The sequence below is a fragment of the Aerococcus viridans genome (assembly GCF_001543285.1).
In the GTDB taxonomy this organism is placed as follows: Bacteria; Bacillota; Bacilli; order Lactobacillales; family Aerococcaceae; genus Aerococcus; species Aerococcus viridans.
Map to the genome: position 1 here is coordinate 1,373,687 of NZ_CP014164.1, position 24,024 is coordinate 1,397,710.

General features: G+C 39.0%; 20 protein-coding genes. 4 read left to right on the forward strand and 16 right to left on the reverse strand.

Going from position 1 to position 24,024, the window contains the following annotated elements; genetic code table 11:
- Positions 1-80: 80 nt before the first annotated feature.
- Positions 81-647 (forward strand): tRNA 5-(aminomethyl)-2-thiouridylate-methyltransferase MnmM, encoded by a 567-nt coding sequence (gene mnmM / locus AWM76_RS06580; RefSeq protein ID WP_003143844.1) that lies wholly within the window; start codon positions 81-83, stop codon positions 645-647.
- The gene (locus tag AWM76_RS06585; RefSeq protein WP_003143846.1) at positions 648-1,376 is read left to right on the forward strand and encodes a hypothetical protein; all 729 of its coding nucleotides are present in this window, start codon (positions 648-650) and stop codon (positions 1,374-1,376) included.
- A gap of 359 nt (positions 1,377-1,735) precedes the next feature.
- Here the strand turns inward: AWM76_RS06585 and AWM76_RS10435 are convergent.
- A protein-coding gene (locus tag AWM76_RS10435) for an IS3 family transposase (protein ID WP_420869278.1) occupies positions 1,736-3,180 on the reverse strand; the annotation gives its coding sequence in 2 pieces (ribosomal slippage) (positions 1,736-2,635 and positions 2,638-3,180; 1,443 coding nt in all).
- Between the two features lie 524 nt (positions 3,181-3,704).
- Positions 3,705-4,127, reverse strand: a complete 423-nt coding sequence (gene tnpA, locus AWM76_RS06600) for an IS200/IS605 family transposase (protein WP_060779326.1) — start codon at positions 4,125-4,127, stop codon at positions 3,705-3,707.
- Between the two features lie 101 nt (positions 4,128-4,228).
- Here tnpA and AWM76_RS06605 point away from each other — a divergent pair, with 101 nt between their 5' ends.
- Complete coding sequence (locus AWM76_RS06605) at positions 4,229-5,371, forward strand: RNA-guided endonuclease TnpB family protein (protein WP_060779361.1); 1,143 nt, start codon at positions 4,229-4,231, stop codon at positions 5,369-5,371.
- Between the two features lie 286 nt (positions 5,372-5,657).
- On the opposite strand, the gene AWM76_RS06610 is transcribed toward AWM76_RS06605, so the two are convergent.
- From AWM76_RS06610 to AWM76_RS06640, 7 genes are all read right to left on the reverse strand, one after another.
- Entirely contained in the window at positions 5,658-6,773 is a 1,116-nt protein-coding gene (locus AWM76_RS06610) for an AI-2E family transporter (RefSeq protein WP_003141880.1), read from the reverse strand.
- Positions 6,774-6,991: 218 nt separating this feature from the next.
- Complete coding sequence (locus AWM76_RS06615; protein ID WP_060779340.1) at positions 6,992-7,993, reverse strand: IS30 family transposase; 1,002 nt, start codon at positions 7,991-7,993, stop codon at positions 6,992-6,994.
- A gap of 155 nt (positions 7,994-8,148) precedes the next feature.
- Complete coding sequence (cspD, locus tag AWM76_RS06620) at positions 8,149-8,349, reverse strand: cold-shock protein CspD (protein ID WP_003141585.1); 201 nt, start codon at positions 8,347-8,349, stop codon at positions 8,149-8,151.
- 187 nt (positions 8,350-8,536) lie between these two features.
- Positions 8,537-9,241, reverse strand: coding sequence for a RadC family protein (gene radC, locus AWM76_RS06625; protein ID WP_039934963.1), 705 nt, complete (start codon positions 9,239-9,241; stop codon positions 8,537-8,539).
- A 175-nt stretch (positions 9,242-9,416) separates the two neighbouring features.
- A complete protein-coding gene (locus AWM76_RS06630) occupies positions 9,417-11,093 on the reverse strand; it encodes a formate--tetrahydrofolate ligase (RefSeq protein ID WP_003141581.1) in 1,677 nt (558 codons plus the stop codon).
- Between the two features lie 211 nt (positions 11,094-11,304).
- The gene (locus AWM76_RS06635; protein WP_003141579.1) at positions 11,305-11,949 is read right to left on the reverse strand and encodes an HAD family hydrolase; all 645 of its coding nucleotides are present in this window, start codon (positions 11,947-11,949) and stop codon (positions 11,305-11,307) included.
- Entirely contained in the window at positions 11,927-13,171 is a 1,245-nt protein-coding gene (locus AWM76_RS06640) for a bifunctional folylpolyglutamate synthase/dihydrofolate synthase (protein WP_003141577.1), read from the reverse strand. Before AWM76_RS06640 ends, AWM76_RS06635 begins: the two co-directional genes overlap by 23 nt.
- 298 nt (positions 13,172-13,469) lie before the next feature.
- Here AWM76_RS06640 and AWM76_RS06645 point away from each other — a divergent pair, with 298 nt between their 5' ends.
- The gene (locus AWM76_RS06645; protein WP_060779362.1) at positions 13,470-14,810 is read left to right on the forward strand and encodes an ISL3 family transposase; all 1,341 of its coding nucleotides are present in this window, start codon (positions 13,470-13,472) and stop codon (positions 14,808-14,810) included.
- Positions 14,811-15,167: 357 nt separating this feature from the next.
- On the opposite strand, the gene AWM76_RS06650 is transcribed toward AWM76_RS06645, so the two are convergent.
- The 7 genes from AWM76_RS06650 to AWM76_RS06680 form a co-directional block, all read right to left on the reverse strand.
- The gene (locus tag AWM76_RS06650; RefSeq protein ID WP_039935054.1) at positions 15,168-17,804 is read right to left on the reverse strand and encodes a valine--tRNA ligase; all 2,637 of its coding nucleotides are present in this window, start codon (positions 17,802-17,804) and stop codon (positions 15,168-15,170) included.
- 472 nt (positions 17,805-18,276) lie between these two features.
- Positions 18,277-18,675, reverse strand: coding sequence for a rhodanese-like domain-containing protein (locus tag AWM76_RS06655; protein ID WP_003141742.1), 399 nt, complete (start codon positions 18,673-18,675; stop codon positions 18,277-18,279).
- Positions 18,676-18,706: 31 nt separating this feature from the next.
- The gene (locus AWM76_RS06660) at positions 18,707-19,675 is read right to left on the reverse strand and encodes an ROK family glucokinase (protein ID WP_039935058.1); all 969 of its coding nucleotides are present in this window, start codon (positions 19,673-19,675) and stop codon (positions 18,707-18,709) included.
- A gap of 105 nt (positions 19,676-19,780) precedes the next feature.
- On the reverse strand, positions 19,781-20,353 hold the full coding sequence (locus AWM76_RS06665; RefSeq protein WP_039935060.1) for a 5-formyltetrahydrofolate cyclo-ligase: 573 nt from the start codon (positions 20,351-20,353) through the stop codon (positions 19,781-19,783).
- A 10-nt stretch (positions 20,354-20,363) separates the two neighbouring features.
- Complete coding sequence (locus AWM76_RS06670) at positions 20,364-21,035, reverse strand: rhomboid family intramembrane serine protease (RefSeq protein WP_003141749.1); 672 nt, start codon at positions 21,033-21,035, stop codon at positions 20,364-20,366.
- A gap of 231 nt (positions 21,036-21,266) precedes the next feature.
- Entirely contained in the window at positions 21,267-21,419 is a 153-nt protein-coding gene (gene rpmG / locus AWM76_RS06675; protein WP_003141750.1) for a 50S ribosomal protein L33, read from the reverse strand.
- Between the two features lie 177 nt (positions 21,420-21,596).
- A complete protein-coding gene (locus AWM76_RS06680; RefSeq protein WP_235585484.1) occupies positions 21,597-23,789 on the reverse strand; it encodes a peptidoglycan D,D-transpeptidase FtsI family protein in 2,193 nt (730 codons plus the stop codon).
- Positions 23,790-24,024 lie beyond the last annotated feature (235 nt).

Genomic DNA, 24,024 nt, shown 5'->3' on the forward strand with positions numbered 1-24,024 from the left:
TATTTGTAATATTAGTGTAATATTGTTTACTGAAAACCCCACGGTAGATTAAGCTATTAATTATAGAAAGAAGGTATGAAATGTTTCAAAATATTGTTACCGTGACACATCAAATTATGAAGGAAAAAGTTCACAAAGGCGACCATGTGTTAGATGCGACGGTAGGTAAAGGGAACGATACCCTGCTACTTTCACAACTAGTTGGTCAAGAAGGTATCGTCTACGGCTTAGACATACAAGCACAGGCGATTGCATTCGCTGAAAAACGCCTTTCTGAAGAGGCAAAATTTAAAAATACAAAATTATTTGTAAAAAACCATAGCGAATTAGACCAAGTCATTCCAACCGATGAAAAATTACAATCAGCCATCTTCAACCTTGGTTATTTGCCTAGCGGTGATAAGGAGATCATTACCCAATCAGATACCACTGTTAAAGCCATCCAAACCGTCCTTGAACGTTTGGATAAGATGGGTTTGTTACTGATTGCTTCATATGTTGGTCATCCGGGTGGTATGGAAGAATTCGAAGCGGTTCAATCTTATCTCGAAAAATGCGACCAAAAAAGTTATAATGTAGCTATGTTCAATTTTTTGAACCAAAAAAACCTACCTCCACGATTATTTATCGTTGAAAGGAGACAATAAATGGCAGCAATCAAATCCATGGCCGGTAGTAAAAACCGCCAAATTATTGTCCCAGCAATTTTCCATGTCCTACTCGTATGTCTCATGGCAGTCCCTGCCTTCATGTCATTACAAGCAGTCAACACGATTAACTGGACAAATTTTCTACTATTAATATTCTGGCAATTTTTACTTACACAGGTCTACTTATTATTTTCTAAGCAAAAAGAACTCACACTCATTAAGAACATGATCGTCTTAGGTGTGGTCGAAGTTGCCCTATTCGCTATGTTAATTTTTAGTCCCGTAACTATTTTGGCAAAAGGATTACTCTTCCTACAATGGTTACTGATTCATTTAGTGATTGGCACGCATAACCTACTGCCAGTATTGCCCCCATTATTCATCGCAATGGAAATGGTTATCATGCAAAACATTGTAGAAATGGCTAACGCGCAAGTTTTATTAACCGGTTTAGGCCTTATCAAATTCCTATTCTACCTTGCAGTATTCTCCTGGTTGTCTAGCTTATTCATGGATTACCGTTCTGAAGGCGTAGAAATCGCTGGTAAAAAATCAAATTCAGCAAGAATGATGAAATTACTGGCAAGCTTTGCAGTCACCGTCTTAATCATCGCTATCGCTGCAAGCTTCATTATTCCGGATTCATTGAATGGTCAAACAATCGCTTTAATCATCATTTCATTAGTGATGATGATTTACAGTTTATTCCTTAAAAAGAAAGCATAGTAATTGAAAAAAGCCCGCTTTGAATGGTTGTAAGCACCATAGCAAAGCGGGCTTTTGTGATATTGTTAGCGTGTTTGGTAATGAATGCTAGCTTTTTGATGCTTCTAGGCCATCAAAGATTTCGACTACTTCTATATATAGAAAATCTATATCGAAAAAAAGACTAGCTAAACAGATGTTTAACTATATAGTGGACCCAAAAAGTTAGACTAAATTTTATGAGAGTTGACCGATTGGTCAGCTCTTTTTAATACATGCAATTTGGCTTAATTCCTGTTGTCGACAATACTTCTCATAAATTTCAATCTGTCAAGAGTAGTAGCGGAGCGACTCTTGATAGATTGAAACTTTATGTGAAACTATGAAAAGACAATGGAATTAGTATATTGGCTGCGATACTGGACGGGGCTTAGCCATCCTAGTTTCTCTTTAATTCGTTCTTTATTATAATAGTTAATATAGTTGGTAATTGATTCAGCCAATTCTTCAAAACTATGATAAGTTTGACCATAATACATTTCTTGTTTGAGTATACTAAAGAAATTTTCCATTGGTGAATTGTCATAACAATTCCCTTTTCTAGACATACTTTGGAAGATATCATTATCTTTTAAAGTTTTTGAATACCGTTTCATTTGATAAGCCCAGCCTTGGTCTGAATGAAAAGTTCTTCTGAATATGCAATCATTTGTACGTTCTATAGCTACCTTCAAAGCTTCCATCATACTTTCACCGTTAGGCCGTTTTGTTATTTGAAAACTGATGATTTCGCTATTGAATAAATCCATATAAGGATCTAAATAAAGTCTGCCTGTCTGAGTATTGCCTAACTGGTCCGTATAATAGTATTTGAATTCAGTTGTATCAGTCGTAATTTTTTGATGTGGAACTGATGTGTTAAAACGTCGTTTTAAACGATTTGATGCTACTTTCCCTACAGTTCCCTTATAAGACTTATACTTTCTGCTTTTGTGTGAGAAGGCAGTTACAAGAATGCCTAATTCACGCATTAAGCGTAATACTTTCTTCCGATTTATATGATAACCTAATTTTTTTAACTCGGGAGTCAGTCTTTTATACCCATAATCCTTATTTTTCTCTCTTAGTTCTAGTAAAGCATCTTTGTAAACTTTATCCTTGTCTGGTCGTTTAGATTGCTTCCTAATATAGTGATAAGTTGCCTTTGGAAAGCCAGTTACTCTCAAAATATCAACTAATTTGAATTTATTAATAGTATGGAGATTGTAGATTGCTTGAGCTATTTGTTTCTTTGTTGCTGTTTCTCTGCTTCCTGCAATCTCCCTAATTCCTTTAAAAATTCATTCTCGATTCTCAAATCACGATTTTCATTTTCAAGTTGTCTCAGACGCTCAACGTCTACATCTTCTCTAGTTATATTCTTTGGATCCTGAAATACTTTCTTATCAGCTTTCTTCCGTTTACCCATTTTCGGTGGCCTACCTCTCTGTTCTGATAAGCCATCGACACCTTTCTTGAGGATAGTAGTGCGCCAATTACAAATTAGACTAGGGTTATTCATCCCTAATGAATTGGCTACTTCTCGATAACTCATCTCTGTTGTTTCATATAATTTTACAGCACTAAGCTTAAAATCAACAGAGTAATGAGTTTGATTCTTACTACGTTTCAGTCCTTCGATTCCAAATTGTTGATAGCTATTAACCCATCTTCTTACAATAGAATCTTGTATATTATATTTCTTTGCTACCGCTAGGTAGCCACCATAGTTCCCCAGATAATGTTTTACAATTTCCAATTTAAATTCTAGTGAATATTTTGCCATAAAAATAAACCCCCAAAAGTTAGATTTTTGGTCTAACTTTTGGGGGCCTCTACACTAGTCTGGTGGGCTGTTGCCCTAATTGTTAAAATTTAAATTAGATTTACGCTTTAACAACGTTAGCTGCTTGTGGTCCACGGTTTCCGTCTTCGATTTCTTTCAGGATAATGTTATAACCAAACATCAAAGTGCATAGAAATGGGTATTTAATAGTAAAGAAATTTCACTAAGCATAGCTACGAGTAGAAAAGATTTAGTAAATTTGCTCCCTTTCTGCTCTATGTTATGCTCCCTAATCAAAATGCTCCAGCACATCGCTAGCTAAATGTTTACCAGGGCTTTGATAGATATGTAAAGTGTTTTCTTCTATATAGAGTATAAAATTATTATCATTGGTAAACAACACATAAACATCAACTGGCAAATCACCATCATACCTATAACGAATATAGTCAAAATTCTGGCTATATCCTTTTTTATTTAAAGTCGCCCCTTGAGAAAACCATGTAATTCATTACATGGATGAATCAAGTTCTAGGGCGACCGTCATTGTATTCCGTTAATTGATTTTCTATATACTTTTTGACCGTTTCTTTAGACATACTGCCTACTGTTGCCATGAAATAACTAGGTGTCCATAAATGGCCACCCCATAACATTGCTTTTGTTTCTGGATATGCTTTGAACCATAGACGTGCAGATTTCCCTTTAAGTGTTTTGACGATACTACTTGCGGCATGTTTAGGGTTGAACGAAATCAACATATGGATATGGTCAGGCATTACTTGGAGAGATTGGATGACAATATCGTGTTCATCACAAATATGCGTCAATATATCTTGCATGGCGTTTTGTTTTTCAATGGTTGTAAATATTTCTTTACGATACTTTGTTACCCAAACCAAATGGAAATTAAAATCATAGACATTTGTCCTTGTTTTCACTATCATATGTAAACACCTATTTAACTACATTATAGCAATTGTTATCGCTATAAACAAGTGTCATACGTATGGTATAATATATCTATAAATGCAAGGGGGGTGAAAACATGTATCAAGGAATTGAGTGTAAAATCTATCCTAACGAAAAACAGCGTCAGTTAATTCATATGACCTTTGGTCATACCCGATTCATCTGGAACGAAATGTTGGCCATGTTGAATGCGCGGTACGAAAACAATCCTGACCTTCAAATGCTATCTTATAATGCGTTATCCTCTCTTATTCCACAAATGAAGAAGGAATATCCCTGGTTGCGTGAAGTTGATAGCGTAGCTGTTCAATGTAGTGTTAAACGCTTATCCGAAACTTTTGTTCGTTTTTTTAAAGGTTATTCAAGATATCCAAAATTCAAATCAAAGAAGAACACCAGACAGTCGTATTTAAGTACCATACGTGGCAACAACATTCGTTTTAATGATAATCAGCGGTATATCAAATTACCTAAATTAGGTTGGATAAAATGTAAGTCAAGTGTGCTTCATATTGAGAATGAACGCATAAAATCTGTCACCGTAAAATATACACCTAGTGGCGACTACTATATCTCCATTTTGGTCACAAGCGATAATCAAGCAATGCCCAAAACAGGAAATGTAGTCGGTGTCGATTTAGGTGTAAGTGATTTAGCTATTACGTCTGATGGTCAAAAATATCAAAGTCAGCGACTACATTTGTCTTGTAAGAAGCAATTACATTATTGGGAAAAGCGAATGGCCCGTAGACGTTTACAAGCCAAAAAGAACGGTGTAGCTTTAGTGGATGCGAAAAACTACCAGCAAGCCAAACGCCAAGTGGCCCGTATTCATCAACGTATCAAAAATATCCGCAAGGATTACATTCATAAAATCACAACCGATATGGTTAAAAGTTATGACGTTATCGTTCTAGAGGATTTAAAGACGACTAATATGATGAAAAATCATCAATTAGCCCGTTCAATCGCTGGCCAATCCTGGCGGATGTTTAGAACAATCCTAGAGGCAAAGTGCGGAATGTACGATAAGACATTTGTAGCTATTAATCCGTACAAGACATCCCAGAAATGTTCTAATTGCGGGTATGATAGCGGTAAAAAAGCGTTAAATATACGTCATTGGACTTGTATGAAGTGTAATCTGCATCACGATAGAGATATCAACGCAGCTAAAAATATATTAAATATTGGCCTGGAACAGGCCTTAGTTAAATAGCTTAGACCGCTGTTTTGCTTTGAAATAAGTGGAACAAGTCATGAGTGTTCCTAGAAACACGCAATTTTAATGGCGTTGTAGTTCATTTACAAAATTAGGAATACTAAAATTGATATCTACCACTGACTTAGATATTAATTTCATATTATCACCGAATATATTATAACAGGAAACGCAAAAAAAGCCCCTACCTCCGAATAGGAAGTAAGGGCTTTACTGTGCTAAGTTGGGAGCAAAGCACCTATATAATATAACTTATTTTAAAGATTTTTTCTTATTTTTATTTCTATTCTCTAGGGTATTCTTGCAAATTCCTCTTTTTCTGGATTTGATAAATCTTATGAATATTGATGATTAACGTCTTTATGACGGCATATACCGGTATACAGATTAGCATGCCCAAGATGCCTGCAATACTTCCAGCTCCAATCAATAGTAAAATAATGGTCAGAGGATGGATATTCATGGACTTACCAAATAATAGTGGCTTGATCAAATTACCGTCCAACTGTTGGATAACTAAGATCGATAGCCCCATGTACAATGCTTGTAATGGTGAAATAAAAAGTCCTACTATCACCGCCGGCACTGCACCGATAAATGGTCCAACATACGGAATAATATTCGCAACCCCACAAAAAATAGCCAACAGTAGTCCATAGGGTTGTTTAAAGATCATCATCGCTAGAAAACTTAAAATTCCAACAATAAATGCATCTAAAACCGTACTGCTGATGTAAGCAGACAACGTCTCGTTTAATTCACGTACCGTTTGCCGTAGCTCTTTACGGATCGTTAACGGGAAGAATTTTGAAACAGCATCTAAAAAACTGTGTCCATCTTTAAACATGAAAACCAAAATAAATGGCACTGTGAACAACAGCACAAGAAAATTCATTGCAAATCCCACGATTAGTGACAACCCAGTGGTTGCATTGATGACTCCAACTCTGATTAAATTATTAATCGATAGGTTTGCTGAGTTCAACTGTTCAACTAAATTCAGGTTTTTAAACTCTTCCTTATTTGAAAGTTCATTTAACCAACGACCTGTTTCCTCAGCATAGATTGGTAAATTTTGTGTTAGCTCAGTGGTTTGTTCAACCATTTCAGGAACTACATTCAGCAATATTAGAGCACCAGCAAAGACCACCACAATAAATGATAGGAGAAATCCAATCACCCTTGGCACCCCACCTCTTTCCTCTAAAAAAACAACGATTGGATCAAACATATAATACAAAAAACCTGCAACTATCAATGGCAGAAGTATTGCCGAAGCCATCCCAATCAGCGGTTTGAAAATGTTGGCCATTTGTAAAATAAAATAAATGCCAATAATCGTTAAGACTATTTCCACTGTCCAAAAAAATAACTTGGACTGCTTGAATCGCGTAAACATAAGCGCCTCCTCTAAATTTTTTTATATAATCTGATCTTATATTACCATTAATCCACACAGAGCGAGCGATATTTGCAGAAAAAGATGTAGCAGACAATTAAGTCCACTACCTCTACTAATTTAAAACTATTTAACTGTCGCACCAGTTCCTATATAATTTGCTCCCTTTATGCTCCCTAGCGCTCCCTTTTTGGCATCGAATTTTAGACCTTAAATTGTCAAATTAAGTGCAACACAGTTTTATAAAAGATTTCATAAGGTGTTTTCCAATTCAAACATTTTTTGGGACGTGTATTTAATTTCGTTGCCCAACCTTGTATCTCTTCATCAGTTGCATCTGTCAAATCAACACCTTTCGGTGAGTACTCTCTAAGGAGTCCATTTGTATTCTCATTAGATCCTCTTTGCCAAGGGGCATGAGGATCTGGAAAATAAATTTGCGTATTATTTAATTCCTCAGTCAATCGGGCGTGTTGACTGAATTCTTTACCACGGTCAGGTGTAATGGTTTTACAAAAATCAGAATCAATACCTTGTAGTAATTTAATCATTTGGTCAACTACCGGCTTAGAAGCTTTCTTCTCAGATTTACCGATTAGTAATAACCTAGATTTTCTATCAACTAGCGTTACTAAGCACGCTTTACCAGTTTGACCTGCAACTGTATCTGCTTCCCAATGACCAATCTCAGTTCGTTCATTAGCGCTATCAGGTCGTTCATGAATCGTATTGGAGATAGGGATCTTTCCTCTTCTCTCTACGTGATTTTTAGAATGGCGTGTTTTACCTCTGTGTCTTAATTTACGGATAGCGCCTCGATTACCGGTTGATAAACCAGGCTCATCGAAGTCGCCACGATAAATTGCACGATAGATAGTATTATAACTGATTTTATTTTTGGCATTTTCAAGGTTCAAACGACCAGAAATTTGTTCTGGAGACCATTGTTCGTTGAGAAATAGTCGTTTGACCAACTGGAAAATAGAGTCTTTATCTAGCGTGCGATGTCTGCCACATAGTTGTTTTCTACGTTTATACTCTCCATGAGCAGTTGACGGTGAATAACTGCCATCCTTGTTTGAATTACGATGTAATTCTCTTGAGATAGTCGATTTAGAACGGTCTAGGGTCTCGGATATATGCCCGATAGTTTCGCCTTGTTCATACATTAGGAATATTGTTTCTCGCTCGTTCATGGTAAGATGTGTGTATGGATTCATAGCTTTCTCCTTCTAATAGTTGGTTAGTACATCTATTTTATAGGAAAACTATGGATCTTTTTTTATTTTATTATTGTTGTTGCACTTAAATTGTAAATTCGTCACACAAAAAAAAAGACGAGGTCTATAAACCCCGTCATATCAATCTTATTTGATTATGCTTTAACAACGTTAGCTGCTTGTGGTCCACGGTTTCCATCTTCGATTTCGAAAGAAACTTCTTGACCTTCTTCTAAAGATTTGAACCCGTCACCTTGAATAGCTGTGAAGTGAACGAATACGTCGTCAGCGCCGCTGCGTTCGATAAATCCAAAACCTTTTTCTGCGTTAAACCATTTAACTTTACCTTGTTCCATAATAATAGAATCCTCCTCGTGCTCATGCACATATTTCTTTAGTAATTCTTGCACGGCTCGAGTAAAACTTTTAAGTGCCTAGCACTTTTAAAAATGTATAACTTTTTACCTATCCAAAAATTCTTACTTTAGTATAACATGGATCAATACATTTAGCAATGATAAATTATAAGTAAATTTATTTTTATCATTCAAAAATACCATATTCCTGTAAACTTAAGAAAGCATCGCCACCTACAATGATGTGATCCAGTATTTCTATGCCAATCAAATCCCCCACTTCAGCCAACCGTCTAGTAAAGTTGATATCCGCCTGAGAAGGCGACGGATTACCGGACGGATGGTTATGGGCGACAATAATTCGCGCAGCAGACGCCCGAACCCCTTCTTTAAAGATTTCCCTTGGATGTGCAACTGAAGCATTTAAACTTCCAACGAATATGGTCTTCTCTTTAACGATTTGATTTTTTGTATTTAGATATAAGGCCATCACATTTTCCTGCTGTAGGTCTTTCAACTTCTCAATACAATAATTCCCCGCATCTTTCGTCGACATGATCACGCCCAATTTTTCCTGGTTAGATTGGTATAAGCGCCGACCAAACTCAATAGCAGCCTGTATTTCAACCGCCTTAGCTGGTCCAACACCTGGCAATTGGATCAAATCATGGTAAGAAGCCGTACGTAAATCATACCTCGTTCCGAAATGCTGGATAATTTTCATAGCCAATTGAATAGCGTTCAAGCTCCGGTTCCCCGTCCGTAATACAATAGCCAATAACTCATACATAGTCAACGATTCCGCCCCGTGGGTCATCAACCGTTCCCTTGGCCTAATCTCCTCTGGTAGCTCATGTATCGTTGTCTTTAATAACACGTGGTTTTCAGTCATTCCTTCACACCCCTCTACCATATTTATACGTGGTAAAAGTGCTAACTTGACCAATCTAATTATAAATAGAAATCAAGTTTCGCTTTATTTTTTTGGCAAAAAGAAAAACGTGCAACTTTCGCTACACGCTCTCTCATAAATCCACTTATATTTTTAGCTGATGCCACAGAAAACCCTAGAACAAACCAGTGATTTCGCCATCTTTTTTAATATCCATATCCAAGGCTGCTGGATGTTTTGGCAAGCCAGGCATCGTTAACACATCACCCGTCAAGGCCACAATAAAGCCAGCCCCAATTTTGGGCACCAATTCACGTACGGTCACATCAAAGTCTTCTGGTCGACCCAAAGATTTTGGATCATCAGATAGTGAATATTGGGTTTTCGCCATACAGATTGGTAAATTACCCCAGCCATTTTTCTCGAAACGACGCATTTGATTCTGAGCTTTCTTAGAAAAGACAACATCACGTCCGCCATATACCTTTTGTACAATAGCACGGGCTTTCTCTTCTAAATTTGTTTCTTCATAAGCATAAGTCGCTTTAAATTCCTGGTCATTACCTTCAATTGCAGTAACGACAGCGTCCGCCAAGTCCAAACCACCCTGGCCACCATCAGCCCATACAGATGATTTCACACACACCACCCCAAGCTCAGCACATTTGTCTAAGACAACCTGTTCTTCCGCTTCGGTATCCGTCACGAATTCATTCACACAAACAACCACTGGCACTTGGAAATTTTGCATGGTTTCAATATGTTTTTGCAGATTGGCAAAACCAGCCGTCACCGCTTCAACATTTTCGCCTTCATTCAAGTCTTTCACTAAAACACCACCGTGCATTTTCAATGAACGAATAGTCGCTACAATAACGACTGCATCCGGCGCTTTTCCAAGGACGGGCACTTTAATGTCCATGAATTTCTCGGCCCCTAAATCAGCCCCGAATCCTGCTTCAGTCACCACATAATCCGCTAGTTTCAAGGCTGCATGTGTCGCCACAACTGAGTTACAACCATGGGCGATATTGGCAAATGGCCCACCATGCACAAATGCTGGCGTATGCTCTAAAGTCTGCACTAAATTCGGCGCAATAGCATCCTTCATGACCAAGGTTAAAGCACCTTCAGCCCCCAAATCAGCTACAGTAATTGGTTGACGGTCGCGGTTTTCCCCAATGACAATCCGGGCAAACCGCGCACGCATGTCTTCTAGGTCTGTCGCTAAACACAAAATCGCCATAATTTCTGACGCCACCGTAATGTCAAATCCATCTTGACGCGGGAAGCCGTTCCCAATGCCACCTAAGGCTACTGTAACCTCGCGTAAAGCACGGTCATTCAAGTCAACCGCCCGCTTCCAAGTCACCCGGCGGACGTCGATAGCCAATTCATTCCCTTGGTGGATGTGGTTGTCGATTAAAGCAGATAAGGTATTATTGGCTGTTGTAATGGCATGCATGTCGCCTGTGAAATGCAGGTTAATATCTTCCATCGGTTGGATTTGCGCGTAACCACCACCGGCAGCACCACCCTTAACCCCCATAGTTGGCCCTAACGAAGGCTCACGTAAGGCGATCATGGTTGACTTGCCGCGCTGACTCAAAGCATCCCCTAAACCGACTGTAGTTGTCGATTTCCCTTCACCTGCAGGGGTCGGGTTTATAGCTGTCACCAAAATCAACTTGCCGTTTTCATTCGATTCAATTTTTTCCAAGGTTTTTGCAGGTACCTTGGCCTTATATTTTCCATATAAATCGATATCGTCCACATTAAAACCAATTTTTTCAGCAATTTCACTTATCGGTGCCAACGCATTTTGTTGGGCAATTTGAATATCTGTTAACATGACAAAACCTCTTTCTATGACATCATTTTCTCATTATATTCTAGCATACTTGACTGCAAATCTAATATTTTCTTAAAAAGGACACTTCTTGTCTTGGCTGGCCAAACCGCCATAAATCAGGGGGCCAGCAAGTTGACGTCTACTCCTTTTTGCCCAAAAGCACTTTCGCACTAAAAAAAGACTGGCACACGAGAGTACCAATCAAATTTATTTAATCTAAAAATGGTAAGGCGTCACCAAGACGGCCAACGACTGCTAAAACGCGGTCGTAGGTTTCATCATCCGGCGCTACCAAATCAGGAACCATGATCACGTCTAAACCTGCTTGATAAGCGGCATTCACGCCATGAATAGAGTCCTCTAATACGATTGTTTTTTCTTTGTCTAAGTTGAAATCAGCCACAACTTTTAGATAAATTTCTGGGTCGGGCTTAGCGTTTTCTACTTGGTCACCACCAAGCACACCTTTGAAGTATTTCCGGATGCCTGTTGCCTCTAGTAAATACTCTACTGTTTCAATATTTGTTGATGACGCGACATAGCAATCAACATTTTTAGCTGCTAACGTATCCAACACTTTGATCAAGTCGTCTTTTAAATCAGGCGCTTTATCTTTGATGATTTCAAGGTATCGTTTATCTTCGCGGGCCAATAAAGCTTCTGCCGCTTCTCTGTCACCAATGGCTTCCTCGTACATTTGAAGGGTTTCCTTCTCGCCAACCCCAACATATTTTAGGTAGTCATCCATGGTGAATTCAATGCCTAACGATGCGAATCCTTCTTGGTTTACTTGGGCGTAGACCTTCTCAGTGTCTAGCATTAACCCGTCCATATCAAAAATTACTGATGTTTTCATAGATATCCTCACTTTGTAGTTTTTCTCGCACTTCAGAGATAAAGTAGAAAGAGCCACAGAACACTACTACGGCATCTACATTTGCTGGTGCGGATTGCTTATAATCATCATACCAATTATTCACAAATTTCGCATCTGTCGTGGCTAAATAATCGTTTTCTTTTCTTGCTTCTTCATAATCAAAAGTGGTGACATATAATTCAATGTCTGAATGTGCTTGGATATAGTCCAGTGAGTCGTTAATTTCCTTACGGTCTAAACTTGAAAAATACATGATTATTTTTTTATCTGCAAAAGTTGCTTTTAATACTTCTAGCAACCCCTTAATGGCTGAAATATTGTGGGCGCCATCAATATAGGTGGTTGGCTGGTTAGCGATTAATTCCATCCGACCTGGTAAAGCCGTCGCTTGAATAGCTGCAATGGCTGTTTGTTGGTTGAAATACAAGCCGTTTTCCTTTGTAAAAGCGGCAAAAGCCCCGTAAGCTGTCCGCGCATTCCATACTTGGTAAAAACCAAGTTGTGGAATGTCCATTTGCGGTTGCAATTTATAAGAAATCAATTGACCTTCCTCTTGAGTCACTTTGTCTTGGATAATAGCCAAGTATTCTGGGGCAATTTCCCCAACAATCATGGTATCCCCTTGGCGCATAATGCCGGCTTTTTGCTTGGTAATGGCGAATTCATCTTTACCCAAATCGGGAATATGGTCTTTACCAATAGAAGTGATGACCCGGACGGCATGCGGGAAAATATTGGTGTAGTCTTTTTTGCCACCAATCCCTACTTCAACGATCAGGATGTCGACGTCCACCTGGCCCGCATATATAAAGAAAGCTAAAGTGAGGACTTCGAAATAGGACATAGCTTCGATGTTTAGAGCTTCGATATGGTGACGGACTTCGTTCATCAGGTGAATAAATGCTTGGTCGTCGATATTCTCTTTATTGTGGCGAATACGTTCGGTTAAGGACGTCAAATGTGGTGACGTGAATAGGAGGGTCGAGTAACCGTGAGCTGTCGCCATTTGCTCGATATAACGACAGGTTGACCCCTTGCCGTTGGTACCAGTCACGTGGATTGCGGGTGTTTTTAACTCTGGGTGGTCGTAGCGGTCAAGCACGCTTGCCATCCGCGAAAAATCTTTTGGCGTCGACTTGGTGTACATTGCCATCCATTGTTCGATTTGCGCCATATTGTGCATTAAAATAGCCAATTTCATGCCCCCATTTTTTTAATTATCATCTTACCAGACATCATTCTAGCACGGAAATTCCTTTAAAAGTATTTTATTTGTGTAAATCACTGGGTATATTTTTCTGTATGGCCTAGATTAAATCGAAAAAAGAAGCCGACTATTTAGCTTAAGTCGGCTTCTTAAATGGTTATTTGGTTCTATAATAAATAGTGTTGGTGAGAATTCATATTGAATCTCATTGACACTATTTTTGTGTACGCAAAAAGGACATGATATCCTTAATGCGTGTAAACCACTACGAATACAGAAAGAAGGAAAAATCATGTCCCATACATCTATTATAAAACAACTTTGCGGTATTTACGACAATAATATTGATATTACAATACCAAAATCTATGCATCTGTTGCCACTTGAAAAGTATCATGAAATAAATCATTTCGTTTTACATGGGGTTCTTACGTACAAGCCTAAGGCTTGTATGCACTGTGGTGTAAAGAATACTGGTAATCGAGATATCATCAAACATGGCTTTAAACTAGCTATCATTCGATTACCGAACACAGCTACTAATCCTGTTTTACTTAAATTACAGAAGCAACGCTTTTATTGTAAACATTGTGCACAAACTTTTATCGCTGAAACACCATTAGTTGAAAAATTTTGCTGTATTTCTAAAACCATTAAAAGTCAAATTAGCTCCGAATTGGTTGAAACGCAATCTATGCGGTTAATCGCTAAACGTTATCATGTCTCTTCTCCAACAGTGGCCAGAACTTTAATGAAAGCAAGTATGGGACTATCACCTAAGGGAAATTATCTCCCGAATCACCTCGGTGTAGATGAGTTTAAATCGACTAATCGTGTAGCCAATGCGATGAGTGCTGTCCTTGTGGACACGCATAATAGAAGGCTAATTGATATTGTCGTTGATAGAAAACAAGCGTCGCTCATCGATTACTTTTCTTCTTTTACCTGGACTGCTCGAAGCAGCGTGAAGACAGTTTCGATTGATTTATATACACCTTATCTAGAGGTCATCCGCACATGTTTCCCTAATGCGAAGATTGTCATTGATCGATTCCATATAGTAAAGCTGTTGAATGAAACAATCAATTCTATTCGTATTAAAGTGATGAATGCTATCAAAACAAGCCGTCCATCGGACTACAATAAACTCAAAAAACAATGGAAATTGTTGTTAAAGAACGCTGAAGATTTAAATTTCACGGATACACATTATGTTCGTCAATTTGGTGAAGCGATATCAGAACAACGTATTGTTGATTATCTTTTGAGTATCTCACACGAACTTTTAGTTACTTATACCCTGATGAATGAACTAAAATATGCCATTTCAACTCATGATATCAATATTTTCAATGAAATCCTACGTGGGACTAAGAACCAAACTTTGCCAAGTCGTACGAGAAGAACTATCAGAACATTAGCCAAATTCTTGCCTTATATACATAACGCTTTAAAATATACTGTATCAAATGGTCCTACCGAAGGTATTAATAATAAAATTAAATTAATTAAACGAACAGGTTTTGGATATTCGAACTTCCATCATTTACGTGCAAGAATTTTAGTCCAATTCAAATTAAATTACAAACCATCCAATCCTAAACCTTATACATTTGATGGGATGGCAAGCTAACCCAGGGATAGTGGTATATTTTTGAATAAAGAGGACTGAAAGTGTACGTCCTTAGCCGTGAACAAGCATGAAATCGAGACTAAGGCTCGATTTCAAAGCAGAGAGACCTTGGCTCTCGCTGGTGCCACGGCTTTTAAGGAACGTACACTGAAGGACAAAACACCATTTGTTAGAAATGTTATCCCATTGGTCACTTCCCTTGCCTAAAGGCAAGAAAAAAGCCAAACACATCACAGCGTGCATGGCATTTAACTTTATTGATTTCTTAATTATTATTAAAAACTAAAAAACGTATTCGTGTGCTTTAAAATTATTTACCAACACTATTTGTAAAAGAACCGGTTATTTTGGGTCAAATTAACCTTGTAATTCAGCGATTCTTTCTTTAGTAGAAGCTAATTTCTCTTGGTAATCTTTACCTTTTTGACGTTCTTCTTCAACGACAGCTTCAGGAGCATTGGCCACAAAGCGTTCGTTAGACAATTTCTTCTCAACCCGGTCTACTTCAGATTGCCATTTGGTTAATTCTTTCTCCAGGCGAGCTATTTCTTCTTCGATGTTAATGAAACCAGCTAATGGTAAGTAAATGTCTCCACCGTCAAAGAATAAGGTTACGGCTTGATCTGGTGCTACAGCACTTGTATCAATCGTAAAGCTTTCTGGGTTGGTAAAGCGGTTAATGAAGGCAATATTGTCTTCAAGGGCTTGACCAATTTCAGCGTTCCGTGGTTTCACAATGATTTCAATTGGTTTAGATAAGGCCACGTTTTGTTTGTTACGGGCGTTACGGATTGCTTTAACCAATGAAATAACGTAGTTCATATCAGAAGCAGCTTTTGGATTAGATAAGTTTTCATCTACTGTTGGGTACGCAGCTGTAACGATTGAGGCCTCTTTGTGTGGAATATGCGCCCAGATTTCTTCTGTTACAAACGGCATGATTGGGTGCATTAAACGTAGAATGTTGTTTAATGTGTAAGCCAATACTGAACGAGTTGTTGCTTTCGCTGCTTCGTCCTCACCTTGTAGGGTTTCTTTGGCCATTTCAATATACCAGTTACAAAATTCATCCCAGATGAAGTGGTACAATGAACGACCTGCTTCACCAAACTCAAACTTATCAAAGTTTGCGGTAACTGATGCAATGGTTTCATTTAGACGTGTTAAAATCCATTGGTCCTTGATTTCATTCACGTTTGATAAATCAATTTCATCATACGTTAAGTCATCAAGGTTCATAATGGCATAACGAGAAGCATTCCAAATCTTGTTGATGAAGTTCCAAGCTGCCTCAAGTTTTTCTTCGTTATACCGAATATCTTGACCAGGTGTTGAACCAGTTGCTAGGAACCAACGTAAAGCGTCTGCACCATACTCGTTAACAACATCCATTGGGTCAACCCCGTTACCTAGAGATTTAGACATCTTACGCCCTTGGCTATCACGGATTAAACCGTGGATTAACACATTTTTGAATGGACGACGACCAGTGAATTCCAACCCTTGGAAAATCATACGCGCAACCCAGAAGAAGATGATGTCATACCCAGTGACCAATGTTGATGTTGGGTAGTAACGTTTAAAGTCTTCTGCATCTGTATCTGGCCACCCCATAGTTGAAAACGGCCATAAGGCAGATGAGAACCACGTATCTAATACGTCTGGATCTTGTTCCCAGTTTTCACTGTCAGCAGGTGCTTCCATACCGACATACATTTCACCAGTTTCTTTGTGGTACCAAGCTGGAATTTGGTGGCCCCACCATAATTGACGTGAGATAACCCAGTCGTGGGCATTTTCCATCCAAGTCTTAAAGGTATTTTCAAAACGAGGAGGGTAGAAATCAACACGGTCTTCAGTGTCTTGGTTTTCTAATGAATTATCCGCTAATGGACGCATTTTAACAAACCACTGTGTTGAAAGACGTGGTTCAACAACGACACCTGTACGCTCAGAGTGACCCACTGAGTGGACCATTTCTTCTGTGCGGATTAAGAAACCTTGTTCGTCTAAGGCAGCAACAACTGCTTTACGGGCTTCTTCACGAGTCATGCCAGCAAATTCACCAGCATTTTCGTTCATTGTTGCATCAGCGTTCATCACGTTGATCCGTGGTAAATCATGACGGTTCCCTACTGCAAAGTCGTTAGGGTCATGGGCAGGAGTAATTTTTACAATACCAGTCCCAAATTCACGTTCTACGTAATCGTCCGCAACGATTGGAATTTCACGGCCAACAAGCGGTAAAGTAATGGTTTTACCAACTAAGTGGGTGTAACGGTCGTCATCCGGGTGAACTGCAACCGCTGTATCCCCTAACAGGGTTTCTGGACGTGTTGTAGCGATTTCTAACGAACCTGATCCATCTGTTAATGGGTATGAAATGTGGTAGAATGCACCGTTATCATCAGAGTAAATCACTTCCATATCAGATAAGGCAGTTTGTGCTTTTGGATCCCAGTTGATAATATATTCACCGCGGTATATTAAGTCTTTATTGTATAAATCAACGAAGACTTTACGCACAGCTTCGCTTAAACCGTCATCTAAGGTAAAACGTTCACGAGAATAATCAACAGAAATACCCATTTTACCCCATTGTTGACGGATAGTTTCAGCATATTCTTCTTTCCAATCCCACACTTGGTCAATGAATTTTTCGCGGCCAAGGTCATAACGAGAAATACCTTCTTCGGCTAATTTTGCTTCAACCTTAGCTTGCGTCGCAATACCCGCGTGGTCCATACCTGGTAACCATAAAGTATCGTATCCTTGCATCCGTTTTTGACGGATAGACATATCTTGTAAAGTCACATCCCAAGCATGACCTAAATGCAATTTACCTGTTACATTGGGAGGTGGAATAACAATTGAATATGGTTCAGCAGTTTTATCTTCATTAGGGGCGAATACACCAGATGCTACCCATTTATCATAGCGACCTTCTTCAACCGCATTCGGTTGGTATTTAGTAGACATATTAGTCTCTTTCATGAAAGCTTCCCTCTTTCTTTGTTTCATATTTTTGGCAAAATAAAAGCCCTATACTATAACAATCTATGGTTAGACAATTATAGTATAGGGCGCAAATTTCATTGCTCGGTACCACCTACATTTTCACTTCATTGTAAGGACATGATAACGGTATGTACCGAAGTAAAGTGACACTTTGCCTACTGCGCAACCATTATTGACTGTCTTACCTGTTCACACCAACCACAAGCTCGCTTAAAGACAAACACAATAAACCTCACAGCAATTACTTAAATTATTTGCATAGCCAATAATAGCATGGAAAGAACCAGAAAGCAAGAAAAGGGTGCGAGGGGCGACGCTAGTCTCTGGTCTCTTCATTGGTCTAATCAACATCATATCACCCTTCTAACCTAATCTAGCGTGCGCATTTTAAAGATAAACAACATTCAGAAAAAGCCAGGAGCGCTAACTCCTGACTTTTCCAAAATTATTAATCTTGACGTTTTGTTTTGCCTTCCCACTCACTCAGGCCGCCCTTTAAGATATAGATTTTATCGTAACCAGCGTCTTTTAATTTTTTCGCTGCACGGCCAGTTAAACTGTGCACATCAGCGTATAAATAAATTGGACGTGATTTACTGAAGCCCGGCACACCTTGTTGTAAAGTAGAATATGGTACATTACGGGCACCAAAAATATGGGCAGAGTTGAATTCATTTGCTTCTCGGATATCAATAATTTGTGCTGATTGCATGGTTTGTTGGAAATCTTCTTGAGAAATCATGGTTGCGTTGTTACGACGCAATAGGTAGCTGTATAACCAGAAGCCTCCCCAAACCAATAATACGACAATTAAAATAAGCCAAGAGATAGTAACAAAGTTGATCATAAGTGTTGTTTTTCCCTTCTAACGACAAAGTCTAAATATTTTTCATAACTAGTGACGCAGCACCATACACACCTGCATCATTCCCCAAAGTAGCTAGACGAATACTTGTGGTCTGTCCAACACCAGGATATACCGAATTGTGGAAATAGTCTGTTACTTTATCTAGTAAGTATTGACCAGCATTGGCAACCCCACCACCAATTAAAATATATTCTGGATTAGTTACGGCAGCCACTTGCCCTAATGCACGTCCTAAATGTCCCATCGTTTCATCAACAACAGCTTCTGCAAAACGGTCACCCGCTTCGGCCGCTCTAAAGATATCTTCAGACGTTACAGGGTCTCCGTTAAAAATACGACCTTGAATGGTAGAACCCGTATCATCCATAGTATACGCTAATTCACCAGCAGTCCATACGATACCTGACGCAGAGGCCACAGTTTCTAAACAGCCATGTTGACCACAAGTACATTTACGGCCACCATCCTTAGAGAACATATGCCCAATTTCACCAGCAGCACCTTGTCCAACGACCAATTGGTCATTGACAATAACACCACCACCAACACCAGTACCTAAAGTCACCAAGACAACATTATCCGCGTGGTCACCGGCACCCTTCCATTGCTCACCTAAAGCCGCAACATTAGCGTCGTTTTCGATTAAAATTGGCCAATCTGCATTGAAGTGGCTACGAATCAGATCTGCAACGGGCTGTTCTTCAACCCAAGCTAAGTTATATGCACCAGCAACCGTACCTTTTTCCCGATTCACAAAGCCTGGAGACCCCATACCAATGCCTAGAATATCTTCGTTAGTCCAATTATTTTCTAGCATTTTTTCTTGAACAGCTAGAATTAAATCTGGAATAATGTGTTGGCCGTCTTCTTTAGTATCTGTAGGCACTGACCATTTATCAATAATTTCGCCTTCAATTGAAACAACTGCTAATTTTATTGATGTACCACCAAGGTCGATACCGAATATTTTCTTAGTCATTATCATAACTCCCTCTTATCTATTCATTACATAACTCTATTTTATCAGACTTTAACAAAAAAATTTAGGTTTTTAAGCAAAAAAATGATACCGGTTGCATAATATTTATATTTCCCCAACAATAATTTGGTCCACTGGAATATCAAAATCATCAATTTCAAAGGTCACTTTATCAGAGACCATGCCTGGAAGAGCTAAGGCAATCTTGTTTCCTGGGTAATCCGCTAGGAAAATATCGTAAAAACCACCACCATGGCCTACACGGTAACCATCTGGTCTAAAAAACAAACCTGGTACAAGCACCAAGTCAATGGCCTCTTTATCGATAAAATCAGCGTCTGCTGTTGGTTCGTAAATACCGAATTTCGTCTTCTCCAAGGCATCCATCCCTTGATACTTAGCAAATGCCATTTGACGATTGGGATAGGTTTTAGGCACATATATCTTTTTGCCAATGGTTAAGGCGTAATCAATAATGGGTTTCGTATCAATTTCGCCTGGATGGGCAATGGTTGTGGTAATGGTATCGGCTTGAATAAAGGCTTCATTGGTAAATAATTGGGCATAAATATCTGCTTGCAAAGCAATTCGATCACCCTCTGGTAAAGCCTCCCAATATTTAAGAGTCCGGTTGCGAATGTCCTTCTTGTCTAAAATTGTTTTCGTCTCTTCTATCAAATAAATGCTCCTAACCACCTATTAAAGTATTGAAAATGCCGTGGTTGATCAAAATAAATCCAGCAATCACTACAAAGGTAGCAGCTGAACCAATACGTTGCGTCAACCGTTGATCTGGCCCTTCCCCGCGAATTAGCGCCATGGTCACTAAGAAACCACCTACTAATCCGCCCACATGGCCCCAAATATCAATCCCTGAACCCATCATACCAAAGACCAAGTTAATCCCCACAAGGGTTAAATATTGCGAACCAATGCTTTGGATATGGCGATTTCTCGGGAAGAGATTTTTAAGCGCTAGGAAAACAGCAAACAAACCAAACAAGGCAGTCGATGCCCCAGCTGAGATATTTTCAGAAAATTGGTAAGAGAACAAGTTCCCCATCAAGCCAGAAGCCAGGTAAATCACCAAATAGCGCCAGTGGCCTGCAATATTTTCAACCATACTACCTAAATAATACAGGGTAATAGAATTAATCAATAAATGAACAATGCCAATATGCAAGAACATGGGGGTAATTAATCGCCAATACTCTCCTGCAGCAATTAAAGGATTAAATTTAGCCCCAAATAATAATAAGGTGGCAGAACTTTCGGAACTGCCCATAAATTCCATCATAATAAATAAAATAATTTGAATACCTAGCAAGGTATACGTCACAAAAGGTTTTCTCGTAAACATGCTTAGCTCCTTTTTAATAGTGAATGTACTTTCACATATTATACCCTAGTTTTCAGGATAATCACAAAATGGCAGCTGCCTACAAGAAAACTTTAGAATTCTTCCACAAGACACCACAAACAAAGGCAAAAAAAGACCCACACCAGCGCAAACGCCAATGCAGGTCTCCCAATAGTAAATACGTATTTATGATTTGTGTGTTACCGAGTCAGTTATCTAATTTGCATTAGATTATTTTACCTCTTTGAAGACACAAACTTTACGTAATTTTGGACTATATTTTTTTAATTCTAAACGGTCTGGATTGTTACGACGGTTTTTCTCTGTTAAGTAAACACGTTCGCCTTTTAATTCAGTGTTTTCTAAAATAATGTTCACACGCATGTGATACCCCTCCAATACAATAAAATTATTAACTGATATACAGTAACCATACTCGATTATTGTACCATAATCTTAACCTATATGCCAAATATTTTTTAGTCTTGTGAAAAAAATTGGTCATACACTTAAAATGATTAGCATGGGGCTGTAATTTGAGTGTCACAGCGCCACGCACAATTATTGTGCTTCTTCTAATGCTTCCGCCTCTTCTGCTGATGCTTCCGCGTTTTCTGCCAACTGGTCAGCTACTTTATTTTGATATTCTTCAATATCATAGTATAAACCTAAGACATTTGGTGCAGCAGCTTGGGCAGATACAGACACATCAGGTGTTGTTCCTGGGATAACGATAGAAACCGCAATTTCAGGATCATCATACGGTGCCCATCCGGCCCAAGTTGAATTTTCAAGCGTATCAGATACTGTCGCAGTACCTGATTTACCCGCTACTTCAATTGGGAAATTAGCAAAAATAGCGTTCCCCAAACCAGTTGAAGTATGGATAACAGACCAGATACCCTCTTGCACTTCCGCAAGCATTTCATCTGTAATCGACAATTCATTCAATACAGTTGGTTGATATTCGTAAACCGTTGCTCCATCGCCAGCAGTCTCCTCGTCTTCGGTAGGTGCCAAAATCTTATCTAGCACATGTAAAGCATAGCGGGTACCACCATTCGCAATGGTTGAGATATATTGGTTTAATTGAATTGGTGAGTAGGTATCAAACTGACCAAAAGACAAGTCAAGTGCGTTACCTGGGTCACCAGTATCGGCTCCGATTAGACCAGTTGATTCATTTTCCAAGTCAATACCAGTCGATACACCTAAACCAAATTCTGCATAGTAGTCACGTAAGGTATCATACACGGCATCTGTATCCAGTTCTGACAAGTCCATGTATGGTTCGTAGTAGTTTACACCACCCATTGCCATGGCCAATTTAATCATGTAGACGTTGGAAGATTGAGCTGAGGCTTGTTTATCCGTTAAGATTCTTGGCGTTGAATCGTTATCAGATGTCAACCACCAAGAAGCTTTAACTGGCGTACCGGAGAAGTATAGGGGTTCATCGGTGATTTCATTGTCTGAACCAACTTCAAGCAAGCCTTCTCCGTAACCAGCGGCAATCGTTGCAGGTTTTACAACAGACCCGGATACAAAGACGCTATTAATCGTACCTAAGGCATCATCAACAATTTCACCATCTGAATTTTTCTTCTTACCAACTAAGGCGTAAATAGCCCCCGTATCAGGATCAGACGCTACAATATAGATAGAATTGTTGTCTTCAGTTGTCGCATCTTCTAAATACTGAGTTGCATAAGCTTCTAATTCCGCTTGGTATTCAGAATCAATGGTCAACTGAACCGTATTCCCCATTTCTCCAGCATAAGTCTGTTCAGAGTTGATAATTTCTCCGTCTTGACTCACTTCTGTTTCATAGGTCGTTTTTGAACCACGTAAATCCGCTTCATACTGTTCTTCAATATAAGACACCCCTACCCGATCATTTAGGGCATAACCCTTAGCCAGGTAGAAATCTCGTTGGTCGCTTGGAATCCCTTCTTCTGTAGAAGATACACTCCCAAGCAATGAACGTAGTAATGAATCTTGCGGGTAAGTCCGTTTCCAATCGGTTGTCACATTGACACCTGGTAACTCAGCTGAACGCTCTGCCACAACGGCCATTTCTTCAGTAGTTACCCCATCATTTTTAATCATGACAGTTGAGAGTGACGAGGCGGCATTCATTTTGGCAAAAATAACTGCTGCTTCCTTATCTTGGTCACTTAGACCATTCAAGTCGTCGTCAGTCACTTTACTCACTTGGATGGCGTAAATTTCATCATCCGCTGCAGCGGCCTCATCGTCCGTTAACCGGTCATTGATGACATCTGTATTGGCTGCTACAAAATAATCCTGCAGGTCACGATCGGATACATCCTCGAAATCTATAGCTATATATTTAGCTAGATTCTGCGCTGTTCGGGCCATATCCTCACCAGAAGTGTCCTGGCCACGTGTATAAGAAATTGCTGGTAAAGCCTCATTAGACACCATCAATTCGCCTTCAGAATCAACAATCAACCCACGAGGGACCGATTCCTCAACAATAGTTGTTTCTGTCGCATTCACCAGATCAGAGAACATATCCCCTTGAACGAGTTGCAAATAAGATAAACGCAAAATAAGTATTGCAAACAGGACAAAAATCCCTATCAGCATCACGTTCAAACGGTTTAAAAAGGAGCCCCATATTGGTGCACGTCTTTTTGGTTGGTCTTGATCATCAGAACCCATTTTATTCAACTTTTCCTCAGCACCCTCATGTTGCTTCGGTTGTTTATTTTGATTACCTTGATCCAACTTGTCACCTACTTTCAATTAAAACACTTATATGCAGCCAAATAGTTCAGTCCACTCAAGCTAGCATCATCTTTTTTAATTATACACAAAAAATGGTCCTAAGACTCGTATAAATTATTAAGAATCCCTATATCCATCTAAAAATCCCAGAAGTTTTTATTTTTGTAAAAAATCTTTAAACAAGGCAATCAATCTGCGAAATATGATATGCTAAAAGCAATTATCAAAAAGGAGT

Excerpts from the sequence above, each read along its gene's own strand:
- AWM76_RS06615 (WP_060779340.1), bottom strand. The coding sequence starts at position 7,993 with ATGAATCCATACACACATCTTACCATGAACGAGCGAGAAACAATATTC.
- AWM76_RS06610 (WP_003141880.1), bottom strand. The coding sequence starts at position 6,773 with ATGTTTACGCGATTCAAGCAGTCCAAGTTATTTTTTTGGACAGTGGAA.
- radC (WP_039934963.1), bottom strand. The coding sequence starts at position 9,241 with ATGACTGAAAACCACGTGTTATTAAAGACAACGATACATGAGCTACCA.
- AWM76_RS06585 (WP_003143846.1), top strand. The coding sequence starts at position 648 with ATGGCAGCAATCAAATCCATGGCCGGTAGTAAAAACCGCCAAATTATT.
- cspD (WP_003141585.1), bottom strand. The coding sequence starts at position 8,349 with ATGGAACAAGGTAAAGTTAAATGGTTTAACGCAGAAAAAGGTTTTGGA.
- AWM76_RS06645 (WP_060779362.1), top strand. The coding sequence starts at position 13,470 with ATGTCCCATACATCTATTATAAAACAACTTTGCGGTATTTACGACAAT.
- AWM76_RS06640 (WP_003141577.1), bottom strand. The coding sequence starts at position 13,171 with ATGAAATTGGCTATTTTAATGCACAATATGGCGCAAATCGAACAATGG.
- AWM76_RS06650 (WP_039935054.1), bottom strand. The coding sequence starts at position 17,804 with ATGAAAGAGACTAATATGTCTACTAAATACCAACCGAATGCGGTTGAA.
- mnmM (WP_003143844.1), top strand. The coding sequence starts at position 81 with ATGTTTCAAAATATTGTTACCGTGACACATCAAATTATGAAGGAAAAA.
- AWM76_RS06605 (WP_060779361.1), top strand. The coding sequence starts at position 4,229 with ATGTATCAAGGAATTGAGTGTAAAATCTATCCTAACGAAAAACAGCGT.
- AWM76_RS06670 (WP_003141749.1), bottom strand. The coding sequence starts at position 21,035 with ATGTTTACGAGAAAACCTTTTGTGACGTATACCTTGCTAGGTATTCAA.
- rpmG (WP_003141750.1), bottom strand. The coding sequence starts at position 21,419 with ATGCGTGTGAACATTATTTTAGAAAACACTGAATTAAAAGGCGAACGT.
- AWM76_RS06655 (WP_003141742.1), bottom strand. The coding sequence starts at position 18,675 with ATGATCAACTTTGTTACTATCTCTTGGCTTATTTTAATTGTCGTATTA.
- AWM76_RS06660 (WP_039935058.1), bottom strand. The coding sequence starts at position 19,675 with ATGACTAAGAAAATATTCGGTATCGACCTTGGTGGTACATCAATAAAA.
- AWM76_RS06630 (WP_003141581.1), bottom strand. The coding sequence starts at position 11,093 with ATGTTAACAGATATTCAAATTGCCCAACAAAATGCGTTGGCACCGATA.
- AWM76_RS06635 (WP_003141579.1), bottom strand. The coding sequence starts at position 11,949 with ATGAAAACATCAGTAATTTTTGATATGGACGGGTTAATGCTAGACACT.
- tnpA (WP_060779326.1), bottom strand. The coding sequence starts at position 4,127 with ATGATAGTGAAAACAAGGACAAATGTCTATGATTTTAATTTCCATTTG.